19 protein-coding genes are annotated in these 23,912 nt (G+C 76.5%); 5 read left to right on the plus strand and 14 right to left on the minus strand.

The features are described from left to right. The first annotated feature begins 135 nt into the window (after positions 1–135). Complete coding sequence (locus tag ACFY07_RS10765) at positions 136–1,569, plus strand: dihydrolipoyl dehydrogenase family protein (protein ID WP_390868336.1); 1,434 nt, start codon at positions 136–138, stop codon at positions 1,567–1,569. On the opposite strand, the gene ACFY07_RS10770 is transcribed toward ACFY07_RS10765, so the two are convergent. The 6 genes from ACFY07_RS10770 to ACFY07_RS10795 all read right to left on the minus strand — a co-directional run bounded on the left by ACFY07_RS10770 (position 1,557) and on the right by ACFY07_RS10795 (position 7,631). After that, positions 1,557–2,441, minus strand: a complete 885-nt coding sequence (locus ACFY07_RS10770) for a DedA family protein (RefSeq protein ID WP_390868337.1) — start codon at positions 2,439–2,441, stop codon at positions 1,557–1,559. The two genes, ACFY07_RS10765 and ACFY07_RS10770, sit on opposite strands and share 13 nt — an antisense overlap. Before the next feature lie 149 nt (positions 2,442–2,590). Next, positions 2,591–3,727, minus strand: coding sequence for an acyl-CoA dehydrogenase family protein (locus tag ACFY07_RS10775; RefSeq protein WP_390868338.1), 1,137 nt, complete (start codon positions 3,725–3,727; stop codon positions 2,591–2,593). Beyond that, positions 3,724–4,968 (minus strand): acyl-CoA dehydrogenase family protein, encoded by a 1,245-nt coding sequence (locus ACFY07_RS10780; protein ID WP_390868339.1) that lies wholly within the window; start codon positions 4,966–4,968, stop codon positions 3,724–3,726. The genes ACFY07_RS10775 and ACFY07_RS10780 overlap by 4 nt, the downstream gene beginning before the upstream one ends. 3 nt (positions 4,969–4,971) lie before the next feature. After that, on the minus strand, positions 4,972–6,192 hold the full coding sequence (locus ACFY07_RS10785; RefSeq protein WP_390868340.1) for an acyl-CoA dehydrogenase family protein: 1,221 nt from the start codon (positions 6,190–6,192) through the stop codon (positions 4,972–4,974). A gap of 10 nt (positions 6,193–6,202) precedes the next feature. After that, complete coding sequence (locus ACFY07_RS10790; RefSeq protein WP_230650215.1) at positions 6,203–6,655, minus strand: MaoC family dehydratase; 453 nt, start codon at positions 6,653–6,655, stop codon at positions 6,203–6,205. 211 nt (positions 6,656–6,866) lie between these two features. After that, complete coding sequence (locus ACFY07_RS10795; protein ID WP_390868341.1) at positions 6,867–7,631, minus strand: hypothetical protein; 765 nt, start codon at positions 7,629–7,631, stop codon at positions 6,867–6,869. A 1,000-nt stretch (positions 7,632–8,631) separates the two neighbouring features. Between ACFY07_RS10795 and fdh the strand changes: the two genes are divergently transcribed. From fdh to ACFY07_RS10815, 4 genes are read left to right on the plus strand one after another with little or no spacing between them, the layout of a single operon-like run. Next, entirely contained in the window at positions 8,632–11,895 is a 3,264-nt protein-coding gene (gene fdh, locus ACFY07_RS10800) for a formate dehydrogenase (RefSeq protein ID WP_390868342.1), read from the plus strand. Then, a complete protein-coding gene (locus ACFY07_RS10805) occupies positions 11,892–12,914 on the plus strand; it encodes a 4Fe-4S dicluster domain-containing protein (RefSeq protein ID WP_390868343.1) in 1,023 nt (340 codons plus the stop codon). Before fdh ends, ACFY07_RS10805 begins: the two co-directional genes overlap by 4 nt. Beyond that, positions 12,911–14,077: an NrfD/PsrC family molybdoenzyme membrane anchor subunit gene (gene nrfD, locus ACFY07_RS10810; RefSeq protein ID WP_390868344.1), complete on the plus strand. Its 1,167-nt coding sequence runs from the start codon at positions 12,911–12,913 to the stop codon at positions 14,075–14,077. Before ACFY07_RS10805 ends, nrfD begins: the two co-directional genes overlap by 4 nt. A gap of 38 nt (positions 14,078–14,115) precedes the next feature. Beyond that, positions 14,116–14,931, plus strand: coding sequence for a trypsin-like serine peptidase (locus tag ACFY07_RS10815; protein WP_390868345.1), 816 nt, complete (start codon positions 14,116–14,118; stop codon positions 14,929–14,931). Between the two features lie 144 nt (positions 14,932–15,075). Here the strand turns inward: ACFY07_RS10815 and ACFY07_RS10820 are convergent, their stop codons facing one another. Genes ACFY07_RS10820 through ACFY07_RS10855 form a run of 8 tightly spaced genes read right to left on the minus strand, consistent with a single transcriptional unit; the run spans position 15,076 to position 23,876 of the window. After that, a complete protein-coding gene (locus tag ACFY07_RS10820) occupies positions 15,076–16,458 on the minus strand; it encodes a wax ester/triacylglycerol synthase domain-containing protein (RefSeq protein WP_390868346.1) in 1,383 nt (460 codons plus the stop codon). Beyond that, a complete protein-coding gene (locus ACFY07_RS10825) occupies positions 16,458–17,564 on the minus strand; it encodes an alpha/beta hydrolase (protein WP_390868347.1) in 1,107 nt (368 codons plus the stop codon). Before ACFY07_RS10825 ends, ACFY07_RS10820 begins: the two co-directional genes overlap by 1 nt. A gap of 13 nt (positions 17,565–17,577) precedes the next feature. After that, positions 17,578–18,486 (minus strand): 4'-phosphopantetheinyl transferase family protein, encoded by a 909-nt coding sequence (locus ACFY07_RS10830; protein ID WP_390868348.1) that lies wholly within the window; start codon positions 18,484–18,486, stop codon positions 17,578–17,580. Continuing rightward, positions 18,380–19,258 carry a 2-oxo acid dehydrogenase subunit E2 gene (locus ACFY07_RS10835; RefSeq protein ID WP_390868349.1) on the minus strand — a complete coding sequence of 293 codons (879 nt, stop codon included), beginning with the start codon at positions 19,256–19,258 and terminating at the stop codon, positions 18,380–18,382. Before ACFY07_RS10835 ends, ACFY07_RS10830 begins: the two co-directional genes overlap by 107 nt. After that, positions 19,255–19,494 (minus strand): acyl carrier protein, encoded by a 240-nt coding sequence (locus ACFY07_RS10840; protein ID WP_390868350.1) that lies wholly within the window; start codon positions 19,492–19,494, stop codon positions 19,255–19,257. The genes ACFY07_RS10835 and ACFY07_RS10840 overlap by 4 nt, the downstream gene beginning before the upstream one ends. Positions 19,495–19,537: 43 nt before the next feature. Beyond that, on the minus strand, positions 19,538–20,566 hold the full coding sequence (locus tag ACFY07_RS10845; RefSeq protein ID WP_390868351.1) for a 3-oxoacyl-ACP synthase III family protein: 1,029 nt from the start codon (positions 20,564–20,566) through the stop codon (positions 19,538–19,540). 44 nt (positions 20,567–20,610) lie between these two features. Continuing rightward, positions 20,611–23,604, minus strand: a complete 2,994-nt coding sequence (locus ACFY07_RS10850) for a type I polyketide synthase (protein WP_390868352.1) — start codon at positions 23,602–23,604, stop codon at positions 20,611–20,613. Then, complete coding sequence (locus ACFY07_RS10855; RefSeq protein WP_390868353.1) at positions 23,601–23,876, minus strand: acyl carrier protein; 276 nt, start codon at positions 23,874–23,876, stop codon at positions 23,601–23,603. The genes ACFY07_RS10850 and ACFY07_RS10855 overlap by 4 nt, the downstream gene beginning before the upstream one ends. Positions 23,877–23,912: the final 36 nt, after the last annotated feature.

Here is a 23,912-nt window from a genome sequence, read left to right on the forward strand (position 1 = left end):
CACACCGCCCGGTCCGCCGATCGGGTGCGCCCCGCCCGAGCCCCCCCGGGGCCCCCGGTTCGGCCCCCGCCGCCCGGGGGAAGGGATGGCAGCGGGTCCGCACCGGGTCCGCCGGCAGCACGAAGGGGAGCACGCATGGGCGCGTCCGACACGTACGACGTCGTGGTCATCGGGGCCGGACCGGTGGGCGAGAACGTCGCCGACCGGGCCCGCGCCGCCGGGCTGGCCACCGCCGTCGTGGAGAGCGAGCTCGTCGGCGGCGAGTGCTCCTACTGGGCCTGCATGCCCAGCAAGGCGCTGCTGCGCCCCGCCGCCGCCCTCGCCGACGCCCGCCGCGTCGCCGGCGCCCGCGAGGCCGTGACGGGGGAGCTGGACGCCGCCGCCGTCCTCGCCCGCCGCGACGGCTTCACCTCCCACTGGCACGACGACGGCCAGGCCGACTGGGTCAAGGGCATCGGCGCCGACCTGGTCCGCGGCCACGGGCGGCTCGACGGCCCCCGCCGGGTCCTCGTCGACACCGCCGAGGGCGGGCGGCTGGTGCTCACGGCCCGTCACGCCGTCGCCGTCTGCACCGGCACCCGCGCCGCCGTCCCCGACCTGCCCGGCGTCGCCGAGGCCCGGCCCTGGACCAGCCGGGAGGCCACCGGCTCGCACACCGTCCCCGGCCGCCTCGCCGTGGTCGGCGGCGGCGTCGTCGCCGTGGAGATGGCCACCGCCTGGCGGGCCCTCGGCTCCGCCGTCACCCTGCTCGTCCGCGGCGGGCGCCTGCTGCCCCGCATGGAGCCCTTCGCCGGTGAGCTCGTCGCCGAGGGGCTCGCCCGCGCCGGCGTCGACGTCCGCACCGGCACCTCCGTCGCCGAACTGCACCGGCCCGGCGGCAGCGGCCCCGTGACGCTCGTCCTCGGCGGCGGGGAGCGGCTGGAGGCCGACGAGGTGCTCTTCGCGACCGGCCGCGTGCCCCACACCGCCGACCTCGGCCTGGAGACCGTCGGCCTGGAGCCCGGCTCCTGGCTGGACGTCGACGACACCTGCCGGGTCCGCGGCGTGGAGGGCGGCTGGCTGTACGCGGTCGGCGACGCCAACCACCGGGCCCTGCTCACCCACCAGGGCAAGTACCAGGCGCGGATCGCGGGCGCCGCCATCGGCGAGCGCGCCGCCGGGCGGGAGCCCGACACCGCGCCCTGGGGCGCCCACGCGGCCACCGCCGACCACGCGGCCGTCCCGCAGGTGGTCTTCACCGATCCCGAGGCCGCCGCCGTGGGGCTCTCGGCGGCGGAGGCCGAGCGGGCCGGGCACCGCGTCCGCGCCGTCGACCAGGACCTCGGCGCGGTCGCCGGGGCGAGCCTGTACGCGGACGGCTACCGGGGGCGGGCCCGCATGGTCGTCGACGAGGACCGGGGCGTGCTGCTCGGCGTCACCTTCGTCGGGCCGGGCGTCGCCGAGCTGCTGCACTCGGCCACCGTGGCGGTGGCCGGGGAGGTGCCGCTGGACCGGCTGTGGCACGCGGTCCCGTCCTACCCGACCGTCAGCGAGGTGTGGCTGCGGCTGCTGGAGGCCTACCGGGGCTGAACCCGGCGCGGGTCCCGGGGTCCGCCCCCGGGACCCGCGCCGCCGCTCCCGGTGCCGCCCGTGCTGCCCGTCCTGCCCGTGCCGCCCGTCCCGCCGGGCCGGCCGGCGCTCCCGCCGTCCTCACCGGCGCCGGCGCCCCCCGGAGCCCGCCGCCCGGCGTCCGGGCCCACCGCGGTGCGGTCCGCCGCCGCGGCCGGGCCCCGGACGGGAGTCCTCCGCGGGCCGGGCCCGCCCGTGCGCCCCTCCTCCGGAGCGGGCCCCGCGGACCCCCTCCCGTCCCCGCGGCCCCGGTACCGCCGCACCGCCAGGGCGGCGGCGCAGGCCGCGGCCAGCAGGACCAGCAGCGACCCGCCGACGGCGTGCGCCGCCCGGCTCCAGGCCGCGCCGGCGGCGTAGCCGAGCAGGGCCGAGCCCGTGCCCCAGACCAGCCCGGCGAGCGCGTCCACCAGCAGGAACCGCCCGTACGGCATCCGGGCCGCGCCCGCCAGCAGCGGCACGGCCGAGCGGACGAACGGGACCAGGCGCCCGGCGAAGACCGCGGCCGCGCCGTGCCGCTCCATCAGCCGCTCCGCCCGCCGCAGCCGCTCCCCGTTGCGGCCGCGCGGCGCGGCCTCCCGGAGCCGGCCGCCGGTCAGCCGGCCGACGAGGTACCCGGCGGAGTCCCCGGCGACGGCCGCCGCCGCGGCCACGGCGGCGACCGCGGCCACCGAGACCCGTCCGTGCTGCGCCAGCACCCCGCCGAGCACGACGGAGGTCTCGCCGGGCAGCAGGAACCCGAAGGGGACCGCCACCTCGCAGAAGACGAGCAGTGCCACCGCGCCGTAGGCCGGGGCCCCGGCCAGGTCGCCGAGCCACTGCGTGAGCTGCTGCATCCGCCGGTCCGCTCCTCGGGGTCCTCGGGGTTCCCCTCCAGCTTGACCGTGCCGGGGCGGTCCGGCGAGGGCGCGGACGGCCCCGGCGGGCCCCGGGACCGTGTCCGGGGCCCGCCGGGGCCGTGGGGTGCGGGTGCGGCGCCGGGGCGTCAGCCCGTGGGGGCGGGCAGGTCGGCGAGGACCGCGAGGGCGGCGCGGTGGCGGCCCGGGGTGCCCAGCGCGATCTGGTCGGCCTTCGCCCGCTTGAGGTACAGGTGGGCCGGGTGCTCCCAGGTCATGCCGATGCCGCCGTGCAGCTGCACGCACTCCTCGGCGGCCCGCACCGCCGCGTCGCCGCAGTACGCCTGCGCCACCGCGACGGCGAGCGGCGCGTCCTCCGCGCCCCGGGCCAGCGCGTCGGCGGCGCCCCGGGCGGCGGCCCGGGCCCCGGCCGCCTCCAGCCACAGGTCGGCCAGGCGGTGCTTGACGGCCTGGAAGGACCCGACCGGGCGGCCGAACTGGCGGCGCTCCTTCAGGTAGGTCGTCGTGGTGGCGAGGCACCACTCGGCGATGCCCAGCTGCTCGGAGGCGAGCAGCCCGGCGCCGGTGAGCAGGGCCCGCTCCACGGCGGCGGGGGCCTCCGCCGGACCGGCCAGGCGGCGGGCCGGCACGCCGTGCAGGGCGAGGTCGGCGAGCGGCCGGGTCAGGTCGAGGGAGGTGCGGGGCGCCACCGCGAGGCCGGCCGCGTCCGCCTCGACCGCGTACAGGCCGGGCCCGTCCGGGCCGGCGGCCGGGACCAGCAGCACGTCGGCGGCGGCCGCGTCGGCGACGGCGGCCACCCGGCCGGTGAGGGCGCCGGCGCCGTCGGCCCGCACCGTCTGCGGGAGGCCGGCCCACGGGAACCCCGTCCCGGGCGCGGCCGCCAGGGGGACGGCGAGGGCGGCGGTGCGCTCCCCGGCGGCGAGCGCCGCGAGCAGCTCCGCGCCGCCCGCGCAGGCGAGCAGGGCGGTGGTGGCCAGCACGGCGCTGCCGAGGAACGGGGTGGGCGCGGCGGCCCGGCCCAGCTCCTCCAGCACGACGGCGGTCTCGCGCAGCGTGGCGCCCGCCCCGCCGTGCTCCTCGGGCACCTGGAGCCCGGCGGCGCCCAGCTCGCGGGCGAGGGCGTGCCAGAGCCTCCCGTCGTACGGGGCGGGCCCCTCGGCGCGGGCGAGGACCGCCGCGGGCGGGCAGCGGTCCGCCAGCAGGGCGCGGACGCTCGCCCGCAGGTCCTCCTCGACCTCGGAGTAGAGCAGGTCGGGGGTGGTCATCGGGGGAGCTCCTTCCAGGGCACGTCCTTGTCGGTGCGCGGCTCGGGGGGCAGGCCCAGCACCCGCTCGGCGATGATGTTCCGCAGGATCTCCGAGGTGCCGCCCTCGATGGAGTTGCCCTTGGCGCGCAGGTACCGGTAGCCGGCGTCGCGGCCGAGGAAGTCGACGTGGTCCGGCCGGACCATGGTCCAGTCGCCGTAGCCGAGGCCCTCCTCGCCCAGCAGCTCCACCTCCAGCCCGCTGAGCTGCTGCGCGAGCCGCGCGAAGGCGAGCTTCATCGCGGCGCCCTCGGGGCCGGGCTGGCCCGCCGCGAGCTGCTGGCGCAGCCGCTCGCCGGTGAGCCGGGCGACCTCGGCCTCGACCCAGCCGTGCAGCAGCCGCTGGTGCAGGTCGTGGGTGCGCAGCTCGGGCCGGTCGCGCCAGGTGGCGGCGACGGTCCCGATCATGCCGCCCTCGCGGGGCGTGCGCTGGCCGCCGATGGCGACGCGCTCGTTGTTGAGGGTGGTCTGGGCGACCCGCCAGCCGTCGCCAGCCTCGCCGATCCGGTGGGCGTCGGGGATGCGCACGCCGGTCAGGAAGACCTCGTTGAACTCGGCCTCGCCGGTGATCTGCCGCAGCGGCCGCACCTCGACGCCGGGGTCGGTCATGTCGCAGACGAAGTAGGTGATGCCGCGGTGCTTGGGCGCGTCCGGGTCGGTGCGGGCGACGAGGATGGCCCAGCGGGCGGTGTGGGCGCCGGAGGTCCACACCTTCTGGCCGTCGACGGTCCAGGTGTCCCCGTCGAGGACGGCCCGGGTGCCGAGCGCGGCCAGGTCCGAGCCGGCGCCGGGCTCGCTGAAGAGCTGGCACCAGGTCTCCTCGCCGGTCCACAGCGGCCGCAGGAAGCGGGCCTGCTGCTCGGGCGTGCCGAAGCGCAGGAGGGTGGGCGCGGCCATGCCGAGGCCGATGCCGTTGGCGCGGGGGTTGTTGTCGGGGGCGCCCGCGGCGGCGAGCTCCGCGTCGGCGACGGCCTGGAGCCCGCCGGGGGCGCCGAGGCCGCCGAGGCCCTCGGGGAAGTGCACCCAGGCCAGTCCGGCGTCGAAGCGGGCGCGGAGGAAGGCGGTGCGGTCGGCGGTGCCGTGGGCGTCGAGGAGGGCGCGGACACGGCGGCGCACGTCCTCGGCGGTGACGGCGGGCCCGGTGGCCGCGGTCCCCCCGGGGGCGGTCGTCCCCCGGCCGGTGGTCGCCTTGGTGGTCGTCATGGCTCAGGACTCCCGGAGGTGGCGCTTGAGCTCGCGGCGGGCCAGGGACCGCTTGTGGACCTCGTCGGGCCCGTCGGCCAGCCGCAGCGTGCGGTTGCCGGCCCACATGGCGGCGAGCGGGAAGTCCTGGCTGACCCCGGCCGCGCCGTGGACCTGGACGGCCTTGTCGAGGATCCACTCGACGGCCGCCGGAACGATGATCTTGATGGACTGGATCTCGGTGTGGGCGCCGCGGTTGCCGACGGTGTCCATCAGCCAGGCCGTCTTCAGCACCAGCAGGCGGGCCTGCTCGATGCGCACCCGGGACTCGGCGATCCACTCCTGGACGACGCCCTGCTCGGCGAGAGGGCGGCCGAAGGCGCTGCGGTCCAGCGCCCGGCGGCACATCAGCTCCAGGGCGCGCTCGGCGAGGCCGATGGCGCGCATGCAGTGGTGGATGCGGCCGGGGCCGAGGCGGGCCTGGGCGATGGCGAAGCCCTCGCCCTCGCCGCCGATGATGTTCCCGGCGGGCACCCGGACGTCCTCGAAGACGATCTCGGCGTGGCCGCCGTGGTCGGCGTCGTCGTAGCCGAAGACCTGCATCCCGCGGCGGACGGTGACGCCGGGGGTGTCGCGGGGGACCAGCACCATCGACTGCTGCCGGTGCTTCGGCGCGTCCGGGTCGGTCTTGCCCATGACGATCAGGATGCGGCAGTCGGGGTTCATCGCCCCGGTGATGTACCACTTGCGGCCGTTGACCACGTACGTGTCGCCGTCCCGCTCGATCCGGGTGGCGATGTTGGTGGCGTCGGAGGAGGCCACGTCGGGCTCGGTCATGGCGAAGGCGGAGCGGATCTCCCCCGCGAGCAGCGGCTCCAGCCACTGCTTCCGCTGGGCCTCGTCGCCGAACTCCGCCAGCACCTCCATGTTGCCGGTGTCCGGCGCGGCGCAGTTCAGCGCCGCGGGGGCGAGCTGGACCGAGCGGCCGGTCACCTCCGCCAGCGGGGCGTACTGGAGGTTGGTGAGCCCGGCGCCGTGCTCCCCGGGCAGGAAGAGGTTCCACAGCCCCTGCCGGCGGGCCTCGGCCTGGAGGCGGCCGACGACCGGCGGCACCGTCCACGGGGTGCGGGCGGGGTCGGCGAGCTCGGCCTGCAGGACCGGCTCGGCGGGGTGGACGTGCTCGTCCATGAAGGCGAGGAGGCGCTCGCGCAGCTCCAGGGTGCGCGCGTCGTACGCGAAGTCCACGGCGTCCTCCTCAGGGGACCAGCAGGGAGACGGTCTCGGCCACGCAGGCGGGCTTGGCGCCGCCCTCGATCTCGACCGTGTGGCGCACCACGGCCTGCTTCCCCATGGCGGCGTCGCGCAGGTCGAGCAGCTCGGCGCCGGAGCGGACCCGGGAGCCGACGCGGACGGGGGAGGGGAAGCGGACCTTCTCGGTGCCGTAGTTGACGCCCATGGTGATGCCCTCGACCCGGAAGATCTCCGAGGTCAGCATGGGGATCAGCGAGAGGGTGAGGTACCCGTGGGCGATGGTGCCGCCGAACGGCCCGGCCGCGGCCCGCTCCGGGTCGACGTGGATCCACTGGTGGTCGCCGGTGGCCTGGGCGAAGAGGTCGACCTGCTCCTGGGTGACGGTGTGCCAGCCGCTGTGTCCGAGGTGCTCGCCCTTGGCCGCGGCGAGTTCGTCGAGCCCTTGGAAGAGGCGCATGTCCGGGTCCTGTCCTGGGAGGAGTGTGAGTAAGCGCTTGCTCATGCTTCATCCCGGCGGCCCGCCGTGTCAACGGTCCGCCCCCGCCCGCCGTGCCCGCGGCAGGGCGCGGGGTGCGGCGGACGGGGGCGGGGGCCTCCGGGAGCGGTGCGGAGGGCGGCGGTGCTGCCGCGCGGCGGGCGGTGCGGCGGGCGGTCCGGCGGGCGGCCGGTCAGCCCGCCACGTGCGGGAAGAGGTCGAGGAAGGGCCCCGCCGTCACGGACAGGCCGCGGGCGAAGGGCGCGTCGAAGTCCCAGATGAGGAAGAGCAGGAAGGCGATCAGGGCGCTGAACAGCCCCGCCAGCAGCAGTTCCCGGGCCGAGCGCCGGATCTGCAGCGTGAAGACCAGCCCCACCGTGACCAGCGCGCCCGCGACCAGCCCGAACCAGACGATCGGCGGCATGGTCTCCCCGGCGTTCTGGCCGCGCGAGGTGCGGGCCAGGTCCGCCAGGGCGACCTGGTCGACCAGCGGCTGGTACGCCTGCCCCTCCAGGTCGCCCTGCGGCGCGCGGTCGGTGACGTCGCGCCGCACCCGCTCCAGCAGCGCCCCGCCCCGGTCGGTCAGCTCGCCCCGGGCCGCCATGTGCGGCCACTCGGTGTGCACCACGTAGGAGACGTACGCGTCGATGTCGGCCCGGGTGCGGTCGCGGACGGCCGGCGGGTACACCTGCACCCGCGAGGCGACCTCGTGCAGCGCCTGCGCCTCCTGCAGCGTGCCCGCCTGCGCGCCGCTGCGGCCCTCCCAGACGCCGGCGATCGCCAGGCCCAGCACGATGGCGTAGACCACGCCGATCATCATCGTCATGTACTCGATCACGTCGGGGGTCTCGGAGGGGTCGTCGTCCTCCGGGATGCGCCGCTGCCGCAGCACCACCACGGAGACGACCACCGCCCCGGCGGCGGCCATGGCGAGGGCGAGGGCGAGCCATTCGGACACGGCGGTACCTCCAGGGGTGACGGGAACGGGGCGCGGGAACGGGTGGCGGGGCGGACGGCGGCGGTCGCCCGGGAAGGCCGGGGCGGGACGGCTCCGTGCGGGGCGGTCCCGCACGGGGTGGTCCCGTGCAGGGGCGCGCCCTGCTCCGGGGCCTCCCGGCTCAGGACGACCGGCGGCCGCCCGCCCGGCCCGCGCCGGACCGCGGCCGCAGGGCGACGGCGGTCAGGACGGCGGGCACGGTGACGAGCAGGGTGGTGCGGACGGTGGACGCCCCCTGCGGGACCGGGCGCGCCGCCGCTGCGGCGCGCGGCAGGGCGGGGCGCGCAGGCGCCGGGGCGGGCGCGGGGGACGGCCGCAGCTCCGGCCGCGGGGCGGGCCTCGGCGCCGGGGCCTCCCGGGGGGCGGGCCGCGGTGCCGGTACGGGCGCCGGTGCGGGCCGCCGCCGCGGCGCGGGCGCGGGGACCCGCACGGGTGCGTGCGGCCGGTGCGGTGCGGGGAACACCGGCAGCCTGGGCGGCACCGGCGGCACCGGCGGGCGCGGCGGCACCACGGCGGGCGGGACGGGCGGCGCCGGGCGCACCACGGCCGGGGGTGCCGGCGGGACGGGCGCAGGGGGCGCGGGCGGCGGGAACGCCGCCGAGACACCGCCGCACACCCCCGCCGCGACCGCGGCCAGCAGCGCGACCGCGCCGGCGCGGACGCAGTGACGGACGCCGGTGCGTGCGTCGGTCCGGGCGCCGGTCCGTGCGTCGGTCCGGACGTAGTGACGGACGCCGGTCCGGGCACCCGTCCGGGGGAGAAGCCGTTCGCTCACACGCAGGATGCTCCGGGCCCCCCGGAGGCGGCACGCCGCATCCTGGGTGCGGTTAGCCCGAAAGACCGTATTCCCGCCCGAAGAGGATTATCCGTCCGACCTGCGGCGCGATCCCCGGGCCAGGCGTGAACCCGTGCCGACGGGGCACCCGCACCACGCGGACCGATCACCACGGGAGGACGCGCCATGGGCGTACGCACCTGGATCCAGGACTGGCCGGTGTACCGGCAGCTCAGCGGGGGCGACCCGCTCGGGCGCGGCGCCGCCGCGGAGTCCCGGCAGACCCGCGCCCTCACCGCCCGCACCGAGACCGCCGACAGGGTGGTGAAGTCGGTCTGCCCCTACTGCGCCGTCGGCTGCGCCCAGAACGTCTACGTCAAGGACGGCGAGGTCGTCCAGATCGAAGGCGACCCCGACTCGCCGGTCAGCCGGGGCCGCCTGTGCCCCAAGGGCTCGGCCAGCCTCCAGCTCACCACCGGCGAGGCCCGCCGCCACGAGGTGCTCCACCGGCGCCCGTACGGCACCGACTGGGAGTCCCTCGACCTGGACACCGCCATGGACATGGTGGTCGACCGCATCCTGCGCACCCGCTGGGAGACCTGGCAGTCCGAGCTGGACGGCAAGCAGGTCAACCGCACCATGGGCATCGCCCACCTCGGCGGCGCCACCCTCGACAACGAGGAGAACTACCTCATCAAGAAGCTGTGGACCGCCCTCGGCATCGTCCAGGTCGAGAACCAGGCCCGCGTCTGCCACAGCTCCACCGTCGCCGGCCTCGGCACCTCCTTCGGCCGGGGCGGCGCCACCACCTTCCTCCAGGACCTGCAGAACTCCGACTGCATCGTCATCGAGGGCTCCAACTTCGCCGAGGCCCACCCCGTCGGCTTCCAGTGGGTCATGGAGGCCAAGGCCCGCGGCGCCAAGGTGATCCACGTCGACCCCCGCTTCTCCCGGACCAGCGCCCTGGCGGACCTGTACGTGCCCATCCGGGCCGGCACCGACATCGCCTTTCTCGGCGGCATCATCAACCACGTGCTCAGCACCGGCTCCGACTTCCGCGAGTACGTGCTGCACTACACCAACGCCGCCACCCTGGTGAGCGAGGACTTCCGCGACACCGAGGACCTCGACGGAGTCTTCTCCGGCCTGGACGAGGAGACCGGCCACTACGACGTCTCCAGCTGGCAGTACGAGGGAGCCGACGTCCAGGCCGCCGCCGAGGACCGCGACTCCCTCTACGACGAGCGCAACGCCGGGAACCACGGCGTCGCCGAGTCCGGCCGCTCCGAGTCCCACGGCTCCGGCGGCGCGCCCGCGTCGAGCCGGGCGCAGCGCGACGAGACCCTCCAGCACCCGCGCTGCGTCTACCAGGTCCTCAAGCGGCACTACGCCCGCTACACCCCGGAGATGGTCGAGGAGACCTGCGGCATCCCCCGCGAGACCTTCCTGGAGGTCTGCCGCGCCCTGGTGGAGAACTCCGGCCCCGACCGCACCTCCGAGTTCGTCTACGCCGTCGGCTGGACCCAGCACACCGTCGGCGCCCAGTACATCCGCACCGCCTGCATCCTGCAGCTGCTGCTGGGCAACATCGGCCGCCCCGGCGGCGGCATCCAGGCCCTGCGCGGCCACGCCTCCATCCAGGGCTCCAGCGACATCCCCACCCTGTTCAACCTGCTGCCCGGCTACATCCCCATGCCGCACGCCCACCAGCACGAGGACCTCGACGCCTTCGTCGAGGCCGTGAAGGCCGAGAAGGGCTTCTGGGCGAACATGCGCGCCTACGTCGTCAGCCTCCTCAAGGCCTACTGGGGCGACGCGGCCACCGCCGAGAACGACTACTGCTTCGGCCACCTGCCGCGCCTCACCGGCTCCCACAGCACCTACGAGACCGTCCTCGCCCAGCTCGACGGCACCTGCAAGGGCTACTTCCTCATGGGCGAGAACCCCGCCGTGGGCTCGGCCAACACGAAGATGCAGCGGCTCGGCATGGCGGAGCTCGACTGGCTGGTGGTCCGCGACTTCTCCCTCATCGAGTCCGCCACCTGGTGGAAGGACGGCCCGGAGATCGAGACCGGGGAGATGCGCACCGAGGACATCGGCACCGAGGTCTTCTTCTTCCCCGCCGCCGCCCACACCGAGAAGGACGGCTCCTTCACCAACACCAACCGCATGCTCCAGTGGCACCACGCGGCCAAGGAGCCCGACGGCGACGCCCGCAGCGACCTGTGGTTCATGTACCACCTGGGCCGCCGGATCAAGGAGCGGCTGCGGGAGTCCACCGACCCCATGGACCGCCCGGTCCTCGACCTCGTCTGGGACTACCCCACCGAGGGCCCCCTGGAGGAGCCCAGCGCGGAGGCCGTCCTCGCCGAGATCAACGGCCGCGGGCCCGACGGCGCGCCCCTGGGCGCGTACACCGAGCTCAGGGACGACGGCTCCACCTCCTGCGGCTGCTGGATCTACTGCGGCGTGTACGCCGACGGCGTCAACCAGGCCGCCCGCCGCAAGCCGCACACCGAGCAGGACTGGGTCGCCGCCGAGTGGGCCTGGGCGTGGCCCGCCAACCGCCGCATCCTCTACAACCGGGCCTCCGCCGACCTCGACGGCAACCCGTGGAGCGAGCGCAAGGCGTACGTGTGGTGGGACGCCGAGCAGGGGAGGTGGACCGGCCACGACGTGCCCGACTTCATCCCCGACCGCGCCCCCGGCTACCGGCCGCCCGAGGACGCCGCGGGCACCGACGCCCTCGCCGGCGACGACCCGTTCATCATGCAGGCCGACGGCAAGGCGTGGCTGTACGCCCCCGCCGGGCTGGTCGACGGGCCGCTGCCCACCCACTACGAGCCGCAGGACTCCCCGGTCCGCAACCCGGTGTACGGCAAGCAGCAGCGCAGCCCCGTGCGGCAGCTCCTCGCCCACCGCCACAACCCGATGCACCCCGGGCCCGGCGACCCCGGCTCCGAGGTCTTCCCGTACGTGGTGACCACCTACCGGCTCACCGAGCACTTCACCGCCGGCGGCATGACCCGCTGGTCCCCCTACCTCGCCGAGCTGCAGCCCGCCTTCTTCTGCGAGGTCTCCCCGGAGCTCGCCGCCGAGCGCGGCCTGGAGCACGCCGGGTGGGCCACCGTCGTCACCGCGCGCGGCGCCGTCGAGGCCCGGGTGCTGGTCACCGAGCGGATGACGCCGCTGCGGGCCGGCGGCCGGACGATCCACCAGATCGGCATGCCGTTCCACTGGGGACCCAACGGCCACACCACCGGCGACGCCGTCAACGAGCTGACCGCCATGGCGCTCGACCCCAACGTGCACATCCAGGAGGACAAGGCGCTCACCGCCGACATCCGCCCCGGACGCCGCCCGCGCGGGCCCCGCCTGCTGGACCTCGTCCGCGACTACCGGGAGCGGGCCGGGATCACCGCCTCCACCGGAACGGAGACCAAGGGATGACCGACTCGCTGATCGGCCGCAACCTGCTCGCCGGCGCCGAGCCGGACCCGGCCCGCGACGCCGGGCACACCGACGCCCCGCCCCGGGTCGGCTTCTTCACCGACACCTCCGTCTGCATCGGCTGCAAGGCCTGCGAGGTGGCGTGCAAGGAGTGGAACGCCATCCCCGAGGACGGGCTGGAGTTCACCGGCATGTCCTTCGACAACTCCCAGGGCCTGGGCGCCTCCACCTGGCGGCACGTCGCCTTCATCGAGCAGGGCAAGCCGCTGGGCATGACCCACGCCGACGTCGACCACAGCGGCCTCGACGTCCTGGCGCTCGCCGCCCAGGGCTCCGCCACCCCCGTCGACCGGGCCGCGATCACCCCCACGACCCCCGGGCCGCCCACCGCCGACGGCCGCACCGAGCTGCGCTGGCTGATGTCCTCCGACGTCTGCAAGCACTGCACCCACGCCGCCTGCCTCGACGTCTGCCCCACCGGCGCGCTCTTCCGCACCGAGTTCGGGACCGTGGTGGTGCAGCAGGACGTCTGCAACGGCTGCGGCTACTGCGTCCCCGCCTGCCCGTACGGCGTCATCGAGCAGCGCCCCGGCGACGGACGCGCCTTCAAGTGCACCCTGTGCTACGACCGGCTCGGCGCCGGCCAGGAGCCCGCCTGCGCCAAGGCGTGCCCCACCGACTCCATCCAGTTCGGCCCCCTGGACGAACTGCGCGAGCGCGCCGCCGCCCGCGTCGAGCAGCTGCACGACCTCGGCGTCGCCGACGCCCGCCTGTACGGCGAGGACCCCGGGGACGGCGTCGGCGGCGACGGCGCCTTCTTCCTCCTCCTCGACGAACCCGAGGTCTACGGCCTGCCGCCGGACCCCGTCGTCACCACCCGCGACCTGCCCGCCATGTGGCGGCAGGCCGGGATCGCCGCCGCCGGCCTCCTCGGCGGCCTCGCCGCCGTCTTCGCCGCCCACGGCCGCCCCGGCCCCTCCGGCCTCGCCGCCCTCCTCGGAAGGACCCGCCGCCGATGAGCACCTCCGACGTCACCAGGCAGGGCCTCCGCGGGGAGCGCCCCGGCCGGGAGGCCGAGGTCGGCGGCGGCCTGCGCCGCCGCGGCGGCCGCCACCGCGGGCGGCGCGCCGAGCAGAGCATGGTGCCGCAGGCCGAGTTCACCTCCTACTACGGCCGGCCCGTCATCAGGAAGCCCGGCTGGGAGCCGCTCGACATCGCCGGGTACTTCTTCCTCGGCGGCCTCGCCGGCGCCGGGTCCGTCCTCGCCGCCGGCGCCCAGGCCACCGGCCGGCCCGCCACCGCCCGCGCCCTCAAGCTCTCCTCGCTCGCGGCGATCACCGCCTCCGCGGCCGCCCTCGTCCACGACCTGGGCCGCCCCGGGCGCTTCTACACCATGCTGCGGGTCCTCAAGCCCACCTCGCCGATGTCCGTCGGCTCCTGGCTGCTCGCCGCGTACGGCCCGGCCGCCGGCGCCGCCGCCGCCCTCGACGTGACCGGCCTGCTCCCGCGCCTCGGCCGCACCGCCACCGGCGCCGCCGCCCTCCTCGGGCCCGCCGTCGCCTCCTACACCGCCGTCCTCGCCGCCGACACCGCCGTGCCGGCCTGGCACGACGCCCACCGCGAGCTGCCCGTCGTCTTCGTCGGCTCCGCCGCCGTCGCCGCCTCCGGCATGGCGCTCGTCACCGGCCCGCTCGCGGAGAGCGGCCCGGCGCGCAGCGCCGCGCTCCTCGGCGCGGCCGTGGAGACCGCCGCCGTGAAGGCCATGGAGCGCCGCCTCGGCGTCGTCGCCGAGACCTACCGCGAGGGGAGGGCCGGGCGGCTGATGCGCGCCGCCGGACTGCTCACGGCGGCGGGCGCCGCCGGGGCGGTGCTGGGGCGGCGCAGCCGCGCCGTCTCCGCGCTGAGCGGTGCGGCCCTGCTGGCCGCCTCCGCCTGCACCCGGTTCGGGGTCTTCCACGCGGGCGTGCAGTCGGCGGAGGACCCGAAGTACACGGTGCTGCCGCAGCGCGAGCGCCTGGAGCGGCGCCGGGCCGAGCAGGCCGGCGACCACCCGGACGGCGGACGTCCGGACGGCGGACGTCCCGGTGGCGGGCCCGGGGACGGCGACCGCCCGGACGGCGGGTCCCCGGGCACGGGCGCCGCCGCCGGCCGTGCGGACACCGGCGGTCCGGAGGGCATGTGACCCCCGCGCGCGGGCGCGCCGTGGTGCACAGTAAGGGCGTGAAGACCGCGACCGCCGAGGCGCCGGGGCCCGCCGCCGGGCGGCGCCGGTGGCCCGGCGCCCCCGCCGTCGTCGTCCTGCTCGCCTCCCTCCTGCTCGCCGCCGGCGCCTCGCCCACCAGCGCCGTCCTGGCCCACCGCCCCGGCACGGCCCACGTCTCCCACCGCACGCCCCAGGCCGCCCGGGTCGGCGCACTCTTCCGGGGCAGCCTCGCCAGCGGGCACTTCTGCACCGCCAGCGTCGTCGACAGCCCCGGCCGCAGCCTGGTCCTCACCGCCGCCCACTGCCTCGACGACCCCGGGGCGGGCGGCGACCTGCTCTTCGTCCCCGGGTACCGCAACGGCACCGCCCCCCACGGCGTGTGGCACCTCGCCCGGACCTTCACCGACCCCCGCTGGGACTCCGACGGCGACGAGGACGCCGACGTCGCGTTCGCCGTCGTCAGCCGCACGGACGGGGCCCGCGTCGAGGACGCGGTGGGCGGCAACCGCCTCGGCGCCAGCCCCGCCGACCACGCCCGGGTCCGCCTCACCGGCTACCCCGACTCCGGCGAGGAGCCCCTCACCTGCACCAACACCGCCACCCGGATCAGCGCCGGGCAGCTGCGCATCGCCTGCTCCTCCTACAGCCAGGGCACCAGCGGCAGCCCCTGGGTGACCGGCACCGACCGCGCCGACCCGGCCCGCACCGGCACCGTCGTCGGCGTCATCGGCGGCCACGAGCAGGGCGGCGACACGGACGAGGTCTCCTACAGCTCCGTCTTCGGGCCCGCCGTCACCGCCCTCTACCGCCGCGCCGTCGCCGCGGGCGGCTGAACCCGCCGGGGCCCGTGCCGCCGTCGGCGCGGGGGCCGGGCGCCCGGGGTCGGCGGGAGCCGGTGCGCGCGGGCGGGGCGGGCAGCCGGAGCGGCCGGTGGCCGCGTCCCGGCCCCGGGCCGGGGCGCGCGGGACGGCCTGCCGTCAGGTCCGCAGCAGTTCCGCGAGCTCCGCCCTCAGGGCCGGGCCGAGGAGGCGCGGGTCGCGGTGCCCGGAGACGGTGCCGTGGACGGTGAGGTGGACCCGGTCGCGGTAGCGGCTGGCGGCCAGGGCGAGGAGGTGGCCGTGGGCCACCGGGGGCAGGGCGTGCACGGCGGCCAGCGGGGCGCCCCCGAGGGTGAACGGGAGGCCGGGCACGGGGACGTCGGTGGCCAGGGCGTCGAAGAGGAGCGGCGCGGTCGGGCGGAGCAGGGGGCCGGTGAAGCGCTGGACGCCGGCCGGGAGGACCTCAGGGAGGGTGGCGATCGCCCCCGCCCCGCGGGACGGCCCGTGGTCCTTGCAGGCGGACATGGACTCGCGGACGCGGAACAGCCGCACCAGCGCGTCGGGCTCCGCGAGCGGCAGGGTGACGAGGTAGCCGGAGAGCTGGTTCCCGTGCAGGGTCTCGCCGGGCCGGGTGCGGCGGCTGACCGGGACCAGCACGCGCGTGCTGTGGCGTTCCGGGTCGTGTCCCAGCCCCAGGTACCAGCGGCGCAGGGCGCCCGCGAGGAGGGCGAGGACGACGTCGTGGAGCGTGCCGCCGTGGGCACGGCGGATGCGCTGGAGGTCGGCCAGCGGGAACGAGCGGAGCGTCAGCACCCGGTCGGTGACGTCGGCCGGGCCGTGCAGGGGGTGGCCGCCGGGGCGCACCGCGTTGGCGAGCGCCGTGGCGGCCACGTCGGTGGCGACCGAGGCGGAGCGCAGTGCCTGGTCCGTGAGGCGGCGCAGGAGAGGGGGCGGCTGGGGAGGTGCCGCCGGGCGGCCCGCAGGGACGGAGGCGGAAGCGGAACCGGAGGCGGAACCGGGGGTGGGGGCGGCGCCGCGGCCGGGGGCGGCGGGGGAGGAGCGCTGGAGGCGGTCGAGGAGACGGGTGACGACCTCGACCGCGCGCAGCCCGTCGACGGTGGCGTGGTGCAGCTTGGCCAGCAGGTGGAAGCCCTGCTCGGGGCCCCCCGGACCGACGAGCAGGTGGAGCTCCCACGGGGGGAGGCCGCGCGGGAGCGCCGCCGCCATCAGCGAGGCCGTGAGGCGCTCGACGGCCGCGCCCCCGCCCGGCAGGGCGTGGACGCGGACGTGGCGCGGGGCGTGGAAGTGCGGGTCGGCGATCCATCGGGGGGCCTGGAAGGGGTTGCGCGGCACCGAGACGATCTGGCGCAGCCGGGGGGAGCGGGCCGCGCGCTCGGCCAGCATCACGGGGAGCACGTCGGCGGACGGCCCGCCCGGCCCGAAGCGCAGGAGGGCTCCGAGGTGCATCGGGGACTCGCGGGACTCCAGGCTCCAGAAGGTGGAGTCCAGCGCGGTCAGCGCCGTGGGGGCGGCGGAGGGCATCAGACTCCGGCCCCTCTTCTGCGCGAGGCGAACTCCTGCACCGCGAGGACCAGGTCGAGCGCCCGGGCGCGCGGGTCCGCCTCCGAGCGGAAGCGGAGCAGGGTGGCCAGCAGCCAGGTCCGCATCTCGCCGAGGTGGGCCGGGGAGCCGTGGACGTCGTCGAACTCCTTGAGGGCCAGCCGGTCCAGGGCGGCGGCCAGCAGCCGGCTGTCGTCGCGCGGGATGATCTCGTCGCGGCTGCTCAGGACGTAGCCCAAGGAGGCGGTGACGGAGGCGAGCCGGTCGGGGGTCAGGGCCCAGCCGCCGCCCGAGAGGGAGGCGAGGAGGGCGTCGTGGCCGGCTGCGCCGGTCAGGTGGCCCAGGACGTCCTTGGTGATCCCGGGGACCTGGGTGCTCCACCACCGCTCGTCCGTGAAGAAGCGGGCCACGGGGGCCCCGACGGTGAGGATGCGGCGGATGCGCCGGTCCTCCAGCGAGGCGCGCAGCGCGAGGTGGCCGCTGAAGCTGAGGGCCAGCAGGGAGGTGTCCGCGGTGTCCGCCCAGCCGTCGAGGCGGTCCAGCAGCTCCGGGAGGAAGCCCCAGGCGTCCGGACCGTAGGGCTGCTCGTTCTCGCCGACACCCGGGAGCTCCGTGACGACGGTGGCGAAGCCGAGCCTGGTGAGCTTGGGCAGCAGCGGGGCCCACTGCTCCTTGGTGGAGACGATGCCCCCCATGACGACGAGCAGCGGCCGCGAGGCCGCCCTGTCCAGGCCCGAGGCCCAGGCCCGGACCGTCCCGCCGGGGAGGCCGAACTCCTTGCGCTCGATGCCGCCGCGCTCCTTCCGCCAGGCGTCGACGGCGGCGACCGCCCGCTGCTGGGCGCGGGCGCGGAACTCGTCCGCGGGGTAGGGGAACCGGGCCAGGGTGTAGTGCCGGGCGGCGTCCAGGTAGTGCCTGCGGTCGAGGAGCTCGTCGCCGGCCCGGCTCCACACCCGGGCCCAGGAGGTGGGACTGCCGGGCTCGTCGTCGTGGACGCCGGCCAGCAGCCGCGCGGTCCGGCGCGGGTCGAGTCCCTGACCGCGGGCGTGCAGGCGGGCGTACTGCTTCAGTTCGGTCAACTCGGCCACGGTGGGCCACCTTTCACCAGTCGTCGGCTGCGGGGTCGGTGCCGGGGGCCTCGTCCTCGTCGGGGTCGTCGGCGAGCACCGACGCGACGGCGTCCATGAAGCCCGGGTCGAGCATGGTGTGCGCGGCGGTGTCGTCGGTCCGCCCGAAGCCCGAGCTGCGCACGGCGACCGCGACGGCGTAGTCGGCGCCGACCGTCCAGGTGCGGAACGCCCAGGCGGCCTCACCGCCGCTGTCCTGGTGGGCGCTGCGGACGGTGAGCCGACCCTCCTCCTCGGCGAAGGTGAAGTCGGTGAAGCGGAACTGCATGCCGACGCCGAGGGCCTTGCTGTAGGACTCCTTGAGCGTCCAGAGCCGCACCAGCTCCGGGTCGCGCCGCTCCGCCGGGAGGGCGTCGACGCGCGCGGACTCCTCGGCACTGCACCAGTGCCGTGCGAGCCCGGCCTCGTGGAACCTGCGGTGTGCGTCCTCCACGTCCACGCCGATGGCGCCGCGGCTGGTGAGGCCCACCAGGAGCAGCCCGTCGGTGTGGCTGAGGCTGATGTCGAGCGAGTCGTTCCCGCGCAGGTACGGGCGGCCGGTGCCGAGGTAGCCCAGCTCCAGCCGGTCCGGCGGGACCTGCAGGGCGGCGCCGGCCGCGTACTTGAGCAGCACCCGGGACGCGGCGAAGCGGCTGCGCACCCCGGGGTGGCGCTGCTCCAGGTAGCGGTCCCAGTCCTGGCGGCCCAGCAGCTCCTTCAGCCGCGGCCCGGCCGCCTGGTCGGGCCGCCAGTCCTCGGCGTGTGCGTAGACGACCGCGGTGCCGTGGCGGTCCAGGTCAGCCCGGATCTGCTGCCAGGGCCCCGAGCGGCCGGCGATCCTGATCGGCAGGCCGAACGCCGGTCCCGTGGCCGGCGGCCCGCCCGGCACCGTCGACGCCGTCATCGAACTCCTCCAGGGTGTGCTTGAGCGCGCCGAGGATCTCGGCGGCGAGGGCGCCGTCCAGGACGCGGTGGTCGAAGGCCAGGCCGAGCCGGAGCACCGGGGCCACGACGACCTCCCCGTCGCGGACCACCGGCCGGTCCAGCACCCGGCCCAGGTTGACGGTGAGCGCCGTGCCGCCGACCGAGTGGAAGCCGTCCACGGCCTGGTGGCCCAATGAGCTGACGGCGACCGTGCCGAAGATCTGCTCGCGGCGGCGGACGTCCCGCAGGGCCAGTGCGAAGGCCAGCCGCCCCGCCGCGACCGGCAGCCGGGACAGCCTGCGGACCCCGGCGAACTCCGGCAGCCGCTCCGTCCCCGGACCGCGGTAGCGGTCGATGCGCTGCTGGACGTCGTCCAGGGAGGCCCGCTCCAGGCCCGGCAGCAGCGCGGAGAGCACCGTGCGCTGCCCGTCGAGCTGCCGGTCCAGGGCGAGCTTGGCGGTGACCCCGCCGGTGTAGCGGGCGACCCGGGGCGTGCGCCAGCGGCTCGGCCAGCCCGGGGCCATCACCGCGTTGGCCTCCGGGTGGCGGTCCAGCACCCGGCCCACCGCCCACAGGACGTAGGCGACGTGGGAGTAGGCGCGGCCCTCGGCCCGGTGCGCCCCGCGGTGCGCCAGGACGCGGCCCATGTCGACCTCGGTGTCCAGGAAGACCGGACGCTGGCGGGCGGCGAACTCCTGGAAGTAGACGGTGTGGCGGCGGGAGCGGACCGGCTCCGACCGGGGCGGGGTCATCCGGCCACCGCCAGGGAGTGCAGTTCGGCCAGGCTGCGGGTCTCCAGCACCCTGCCGACGGGGACCCGGCGGCCGGTGGCCCGCTCCAGTGCGGAGACGAGCTTGAGCAGGTGCAGCGAGTCCCAGCCGGGCAGCCGGTCGTAGTCGAGATCCAGCTCGGCGGCGCCCAGGTCGAGCCCGGTGGCGTCGCGGAGCAGGCCGACGAACTCGGCCGGGGTGGCGATCGTCGTGGTCACGGTCAACTCCTCGGTGGGGGAACGGAACGGGGGCGGGGGCGGCTCAGAGCTTCTCCAGGGCGAAGCCGCCCTTGATCCACTTGCTGGACTCGACCGCGACGGCCAGGGCCTTCTGGCCGCTGGTCATGCGCTGCAGGAGCCGCTCGGTCTGCAGGAAGGGCAGGGCGTTGCCGTTGTTGCCCGTGTCGGCCACGCAGGAGACCTCCTCCGCGCCGGGTACGCCCAGCTCGGCGGTGATCTTCGCGGTCATGACGCCGGAGAGCTGCGGCGGCAGCAGGTAGTCCAGGTCCTCCGGGGCCCAGTCGAGGTCGCCGAGCAGCTCCCAGAGGATCTCGCCGGCCAGGACCGGGACCGACTGCTCGATGGCCTTGTAGTCCTCCTCGACCGCCTGCCCGGCGCTGTCCCGGTCGGCCACCCCGAACCACTCGATCAGCTGCCCCGGCGAACGGCCCAGGCCCGTCAGGCGGTTGAGCACCCGGTGCAGGACCACCGCCTCGCCGGCGGGCTCCGGGCCGACCACGGCCGCACCCGCCCCGTCGCCGAAGAGCACGTAGTTGACCAGCTCGCTGGGTGCGGCCCCGGTCAGGTCCCGGCGCAGGTCCAGGTGCTTGGTGCAGACGTCGCCGCCGATGACCAGGCCGGTGCCGCCGGTCGCGGCGACCAGGGTGCGCCCGAGCTCGAGGGCCTGGACGGCGCCCGCGCAGCCGGACTGGAGCTGGTAGGTGGGCACCTGGTCGATGCCCAGCCGGTCCGCGACCAGGTTGACCGTGGCCGGCATCAGGTGGTCGGGGGTGGCGGTGCCCATGACCACGAAGTCGACCGACTCCGGGCCCAGCCCGGCCGCCTCCAGGGCCCGTTCGCCCGCGCGGGCGCAGAGGTCGGCCAGGCTGAAGCGGACCTCGCCGGACTCGACGTCACGGGCGAAGTGCCGGGTCCTGGTGCCGATGAAGACCTCGATCCACTCCTCGCTCACGCCGAGGGCGGCGGCCAGCCGGGCGTTGTCCACCGGGTCGCCCGGCAGGAAGGTGCCGACGGAGACGAGGTACGCCGTCCGCGGGTCCGTCAGTTCCATCTGGAGCTCCAAGGATGAGGAGGGGGGAGGGCGGGCAGGAGGGGTCAGGATGCGGCGGTCGCGGTCGCCGACGCCGCACGGGCCTCGCACCAGGCGGTCAGCTCGGCGACCGACGAGAGCACGGGCAGCAGGTCGGGGACGGACAGCGCGCCGAGCTCCGGCAGCTGCTGCTCCAGCTGCTTCTTGAGCTCCATCAGCAGCACCGAGTCGAAGCCGAGGTCCTCGTACAGGCGGGAGTGCGCGGAGAGCTCGTCGACGCTGTAGCCGCCGACCCGGGCCACGGCGGCGGCGACGCGCTCGGGGACGCGGCCGGTGAAGGCGGAGCGCCCGGCGGGGGCCAGCCGCACCAGTCCGGCCGGCTCCTGCGGCAGGGGCTCGCCCGGTTCGGGCTGGAGGCGCAGGGAGGACCGGGGGCGGCCGCGGCGGGTCGGCGGCTCGGCCCAGAAGCGGTGCGCGTCGGAGAAGGCGTAGGGGGCGAGGCGGACCCCGCGGCGCTGCTCCTGCGGGTAGAACGCCTCCCAGTCCGGGTCGAGTCCGTCCTGGTACAGCCGGGCGACCAGCTCGGCCAGCTGCTGCCGCCCGGAGTCCTCGACGGGCAGCGGGTGCAGGCTGCGCAGCCCCGCCGGGGGGCGCAGCCGGCGCACCAGGCCGCCCAGCACCGGCGTGGGGCCGATCTCGACGACGTGGGTGGGCCCGGCGGCGAACAGGGCGTTCGCGGCGTCCGCGAAGCGCACGGTGGCGCCGACGTGCTCGACCCAGTAGGCGGCGTCCAGCGCCTCGCCCGGCTCCAGGAGCCGGCCGCGGACGGTGGAGTGGAACGGGATGCGCGGCACGCCCCCGCCGACGTCCCGGGCGACGCGGGCGAACTCGGCCAGCATCGGCTCCATCAGCGGCGAGTGGAAGGCGTGGGAGACGTTCAGCGGTCTGGACTCCACGCCCTGCCCGGCCAGCCGGCCGGCGATCCGCTCCAGGGCCCGGAGGTCGCCGGAGAGCACGGTCTGCCGGGGCCCGTTCACCGCAGCCACGCCGACCAGGGGCTCCGCCTCGGCCAGCGGGCGGACCTCGGCCTCGGGGGCGAAGACGGAGAGCATGCCGCCGCCGTCCGGCAGCGCGTCCATCAGCCGGCCGCGCGCGGTGATCAGGGCGGCGGCCTGGTCCAGGGTGAGCGCCTGGGCGACGACGGCCGCGGCGAACTCGCCGACACTGTGGCCGAGCAGCAGGCCGGGCTCCGCACCGAGCTCGCGCAGCGTCTCGGCGAGGGCGAGGCCGACCGCGAACAGGGCGGGCTGGGCGAGGCCGGTGCGGTGGATCCGCAGGTCCCCGGAGTCCAGCAGGTCGCGGACCGACAGGCCCAGGTGCGGACGGAGGGCCGCGTCGGCCCGGTCCAGGTGGTGGGCGTAGCGGGGCGACTCCCGGTACAGGCGCATGGTCATGCCGGGGGACTGGGCGCCCTGGCCGGTGAAGAGGAAGGCCGTGCGAGGCCTGCCGGCGGGCCGGGAGGTGTGCCGGGTGAGCTGCTCGTCGTCCTCGGCGGCCGCCCGCAGCGCGTGCGCCAGCCCGGCCGTGTCGGCGGCTGCGAACGCGAAGCGGAACCGGTGGCCGGTCTTCACCTGGTTGCTGCTCCAGCAGAGCTGGGGCAGCCTGGCCCGGCTCCGGGTCAGCTCCTCGGCCTGGACCAGCAGGTTGCGGCGCAGGGCCTCGGGACTGGGGGCGCTCAGGGTGAAGACGCCGCCCTCGGGCAGTCCGCCGCCCGCGGGACGCACCGCCTGCGGGGGCGCGGAGGCCAGCACCGCGTGGGCGTTGGTGCCGCCCATGCCGAAGCTGCTCAGCCCGGCCACGGCGGTCCCGGTGGGGAGCCGCAGCGGGGCCTTGAGCAGCCGGATGCCCTTGGCCGCCAGCCCCAGCTTCGGGTTCTCCCTGCGGGCGAAACGGCTGGCCGGCACGACGCGGTGGTGCAGCGCCAGCGCCACCTTGATGAGGCCGGCGACCCCGGCCGCGCCCTCGGTGTGGCCGAGGTTGCCCTTGACCGAGCCGAGCGCCAAGGGCCTCCCGGTCCGCGAGGCGTGCAGGGCGCCCAGCGCCTTGGTCTCGATCATGTCGCCGAGCTCGGTCCCGGTGCCGTGGCCCTCGATGAAGGTCACCTCGGCGGGCTCGACGCGGGCCCGCCGGCAGGCGGCCTCCACGACCGCCTGCTGCGCCCAGCGGTTGGGCGCGGTCAGGCCGTTGCTGCGGCCGTCCTGGTTGACGGCGGTGCCGCGGATCACCGCGTACACCTGCTGGCCGTCGGCCAGCGCGTCCTCCAGGCGGCGCAGCACGACCATGCCGACGCCCTCGCCGCGGCCGATCCCGTCGGCGTCCGCGCTGAACGGCTTGCACCGGCCGTCCGGTGCGGAGAGCCCGGCGCGGGTGTAGAAGATGCCGAGCGCGGGGGAGACGGTGATGTTGACGCCGCCCGCCAGCGCGGTCGAGCACTCGCCGGACAGCAGCGAGTTGACCGCCAGGTGCACCGCGACCAGGGAGGAGGAGCAGGCCGTGTCCACGGCCAGGCTCGGTCCCTTGAGGTCGAGGTGGTAGGAGATCCGGTTGGCGGTCATGCAGTAGCCGTTGCCGGAGCCCACCTGTGCGGTGATCCGGTCGAAGTCGGTCAGGTGCTGGTGGGCCCACTCGTTGCCCATGATCCCGACGAAGACGCCCGTGTCGCTCCCGGCCAGGGTGCCGGGGGCGACGCCGGCGTCCTCCAGGGAGCGCCAGGCGCACTGGAGCAGCAGCCGCTGCTGCGGGTCCATCGCCTGCGCCTCGCGCGGCGAGATGGTGAAGAACTCGTTGTCGAAGGCGTCCGGGTCGGCGACGAAGCCGCCCTGGTCGGTGTTGGCGCGGCCGTCGCCGCCCTCGGGGGAGTGGAACTCGGCGCGGTCCCAGCGGTTGGCGGGGACCGCGCCGACTCCGTCGCCCGAGCGCATCAGCAGCTCCCAGTAGGCGCGTGCGTCGGGCGCGCCGGGGAAGCGGCAGTCGAGGCCGACGATGGCGACGTCGGTCATCGGGACGCGCCCTCCTGGATCCGGAACTCCTCCAGCAGGTGTCCGGAGAGGGCGTCGACGGTCGGGTAGTCCCAGGCCACGGTGGGCTCCAGGACCAGGTCGAAGTCCTCCTCGATGTCGCCGCACAGGCTCAGCGCGGCGACGGAGTCCAGCCCGTACTCGGCCAGCGGCACCGTCGGGTCGATCTCGCCGGGGCTGCGCCGCAGGTAGACCGCGATCCGGTCGACCAGCCAGACGGTCAGCGACTCGGCGGTGTGGGTGGAGACGGTCATGGGGTCGGTCCTCCTGGGATGGGGTGCCGGGTTGGT

Origin of the sequence: Streptomyces sp. NPDC001380 (genome assembly GCF_042895785.1) — a bacterium.
Taxonomy (GTDB): domain Bacteria; phylum Actinomycetota; class Actinomycetes; order Streptomycetales; family Streptomycetaceae; genus Peterkaempfera.

Bases quoted from the DNA above. Each gene is read 5' to 3' on its own strand.
- ACFY07_RS10765 (WP_390868336.1), top strand. From the start codon at position 136: ATGGGCGCGTCCGACACGTACGACGTCGTGGTCATCGGGGCCGGACCG.
- ACFY07_RS10770 (WP_390868337.1), bottom strand. From the start codon at position 2,441: ATGCAGCAGCTCACGCAGTGGCTCGGCGACCTGGCCGGGGCCCCGGCC.
- ACFY07_RS10775 (WP_390868338.1), bottom strand. From the start codon at position 3,727: ATGACCACCCCCGACCTGCTCTACTCCGAGGTCGAGGAGGACCTGCGG.
- ACFY07_RS10780 (WP_390868339.1), bottom strand. From the start codon at position 4,968: ATGACGACCACCAAGGCGACCACCGGCCGGGGGACGACCGCCCCCGGG.
- ACFY07_RS10790 (WP_230650215.1), bottom strand. From the start codon at position 6,655: ATGCGCCTCTTCCAAGGGCTCGACGAACTCGCCGCGGCCAAGGGCGAG.
- fdh (WP_390868342.1), top strand. From the start codon at position 8,632: ATGGGCGTACGCACCTGGATCCAGGACTGGCCGGTGTACCGGCAGCTC.
- ACFY07_RS10805 (WP_390868343.1), top strand. From the start codon at position 11,892: ATGACCGACTCGCTGATCGGCCGCAACCTGCTCGCCGGCGCCGAGCCG.
- nrfD (WP_390868344.1), top strand. From the start codon at position 12,911: ATGAGCACCTCCGACGTCACCAGGCAGGGCCTCCGCGGGGAGCGCCCC.
- ACFY07_RS10820 (WP_390868346.1), bottom strand. From the start codon at position 16,458: ATGCCCTCCGCCGCCCCCACGGCGCTGACCGCGCTGGACTCCACCTTC.
- ACFY07_RS10830 (WP_390868348.1), bottom strand. From the start codon at position 18,486: ATGACGGCGTCGACGGTGCCGGGCGGGCCGCCGGCCACGGGACCGGCG.
- ACFY07_RS10835 (WP_390868349.1), bottom strand. From the start codon at position 19,258: ATGACCCCGCCCCGGTCGGAGCCGGTCCGCTCCCGCCGCCACACCGTC.
- ACFY07_RS10845 (WP_390868351.1), bottom strand. From the start codon at position 20,566: ATGGAACTGACGGACCCGCGGACGGCGTACCTCGTCTCCGTCGGCACC.
- ACFY07_RS10850 (WP_390868352.1), bottom strand. From the start codon at position 23,604: ATGACCGACGTCGCCATCGTCGGCCTCGACTGCCGCTTCCCCGGCGCG.
- ACFY07_RS10855 (WP_390868353.1), bottom strand. From the start codon at position 23,876: ATGACCGTCTCCACCCACACCGCCGAGTCGCTGACCGTCTGGCTGGTC.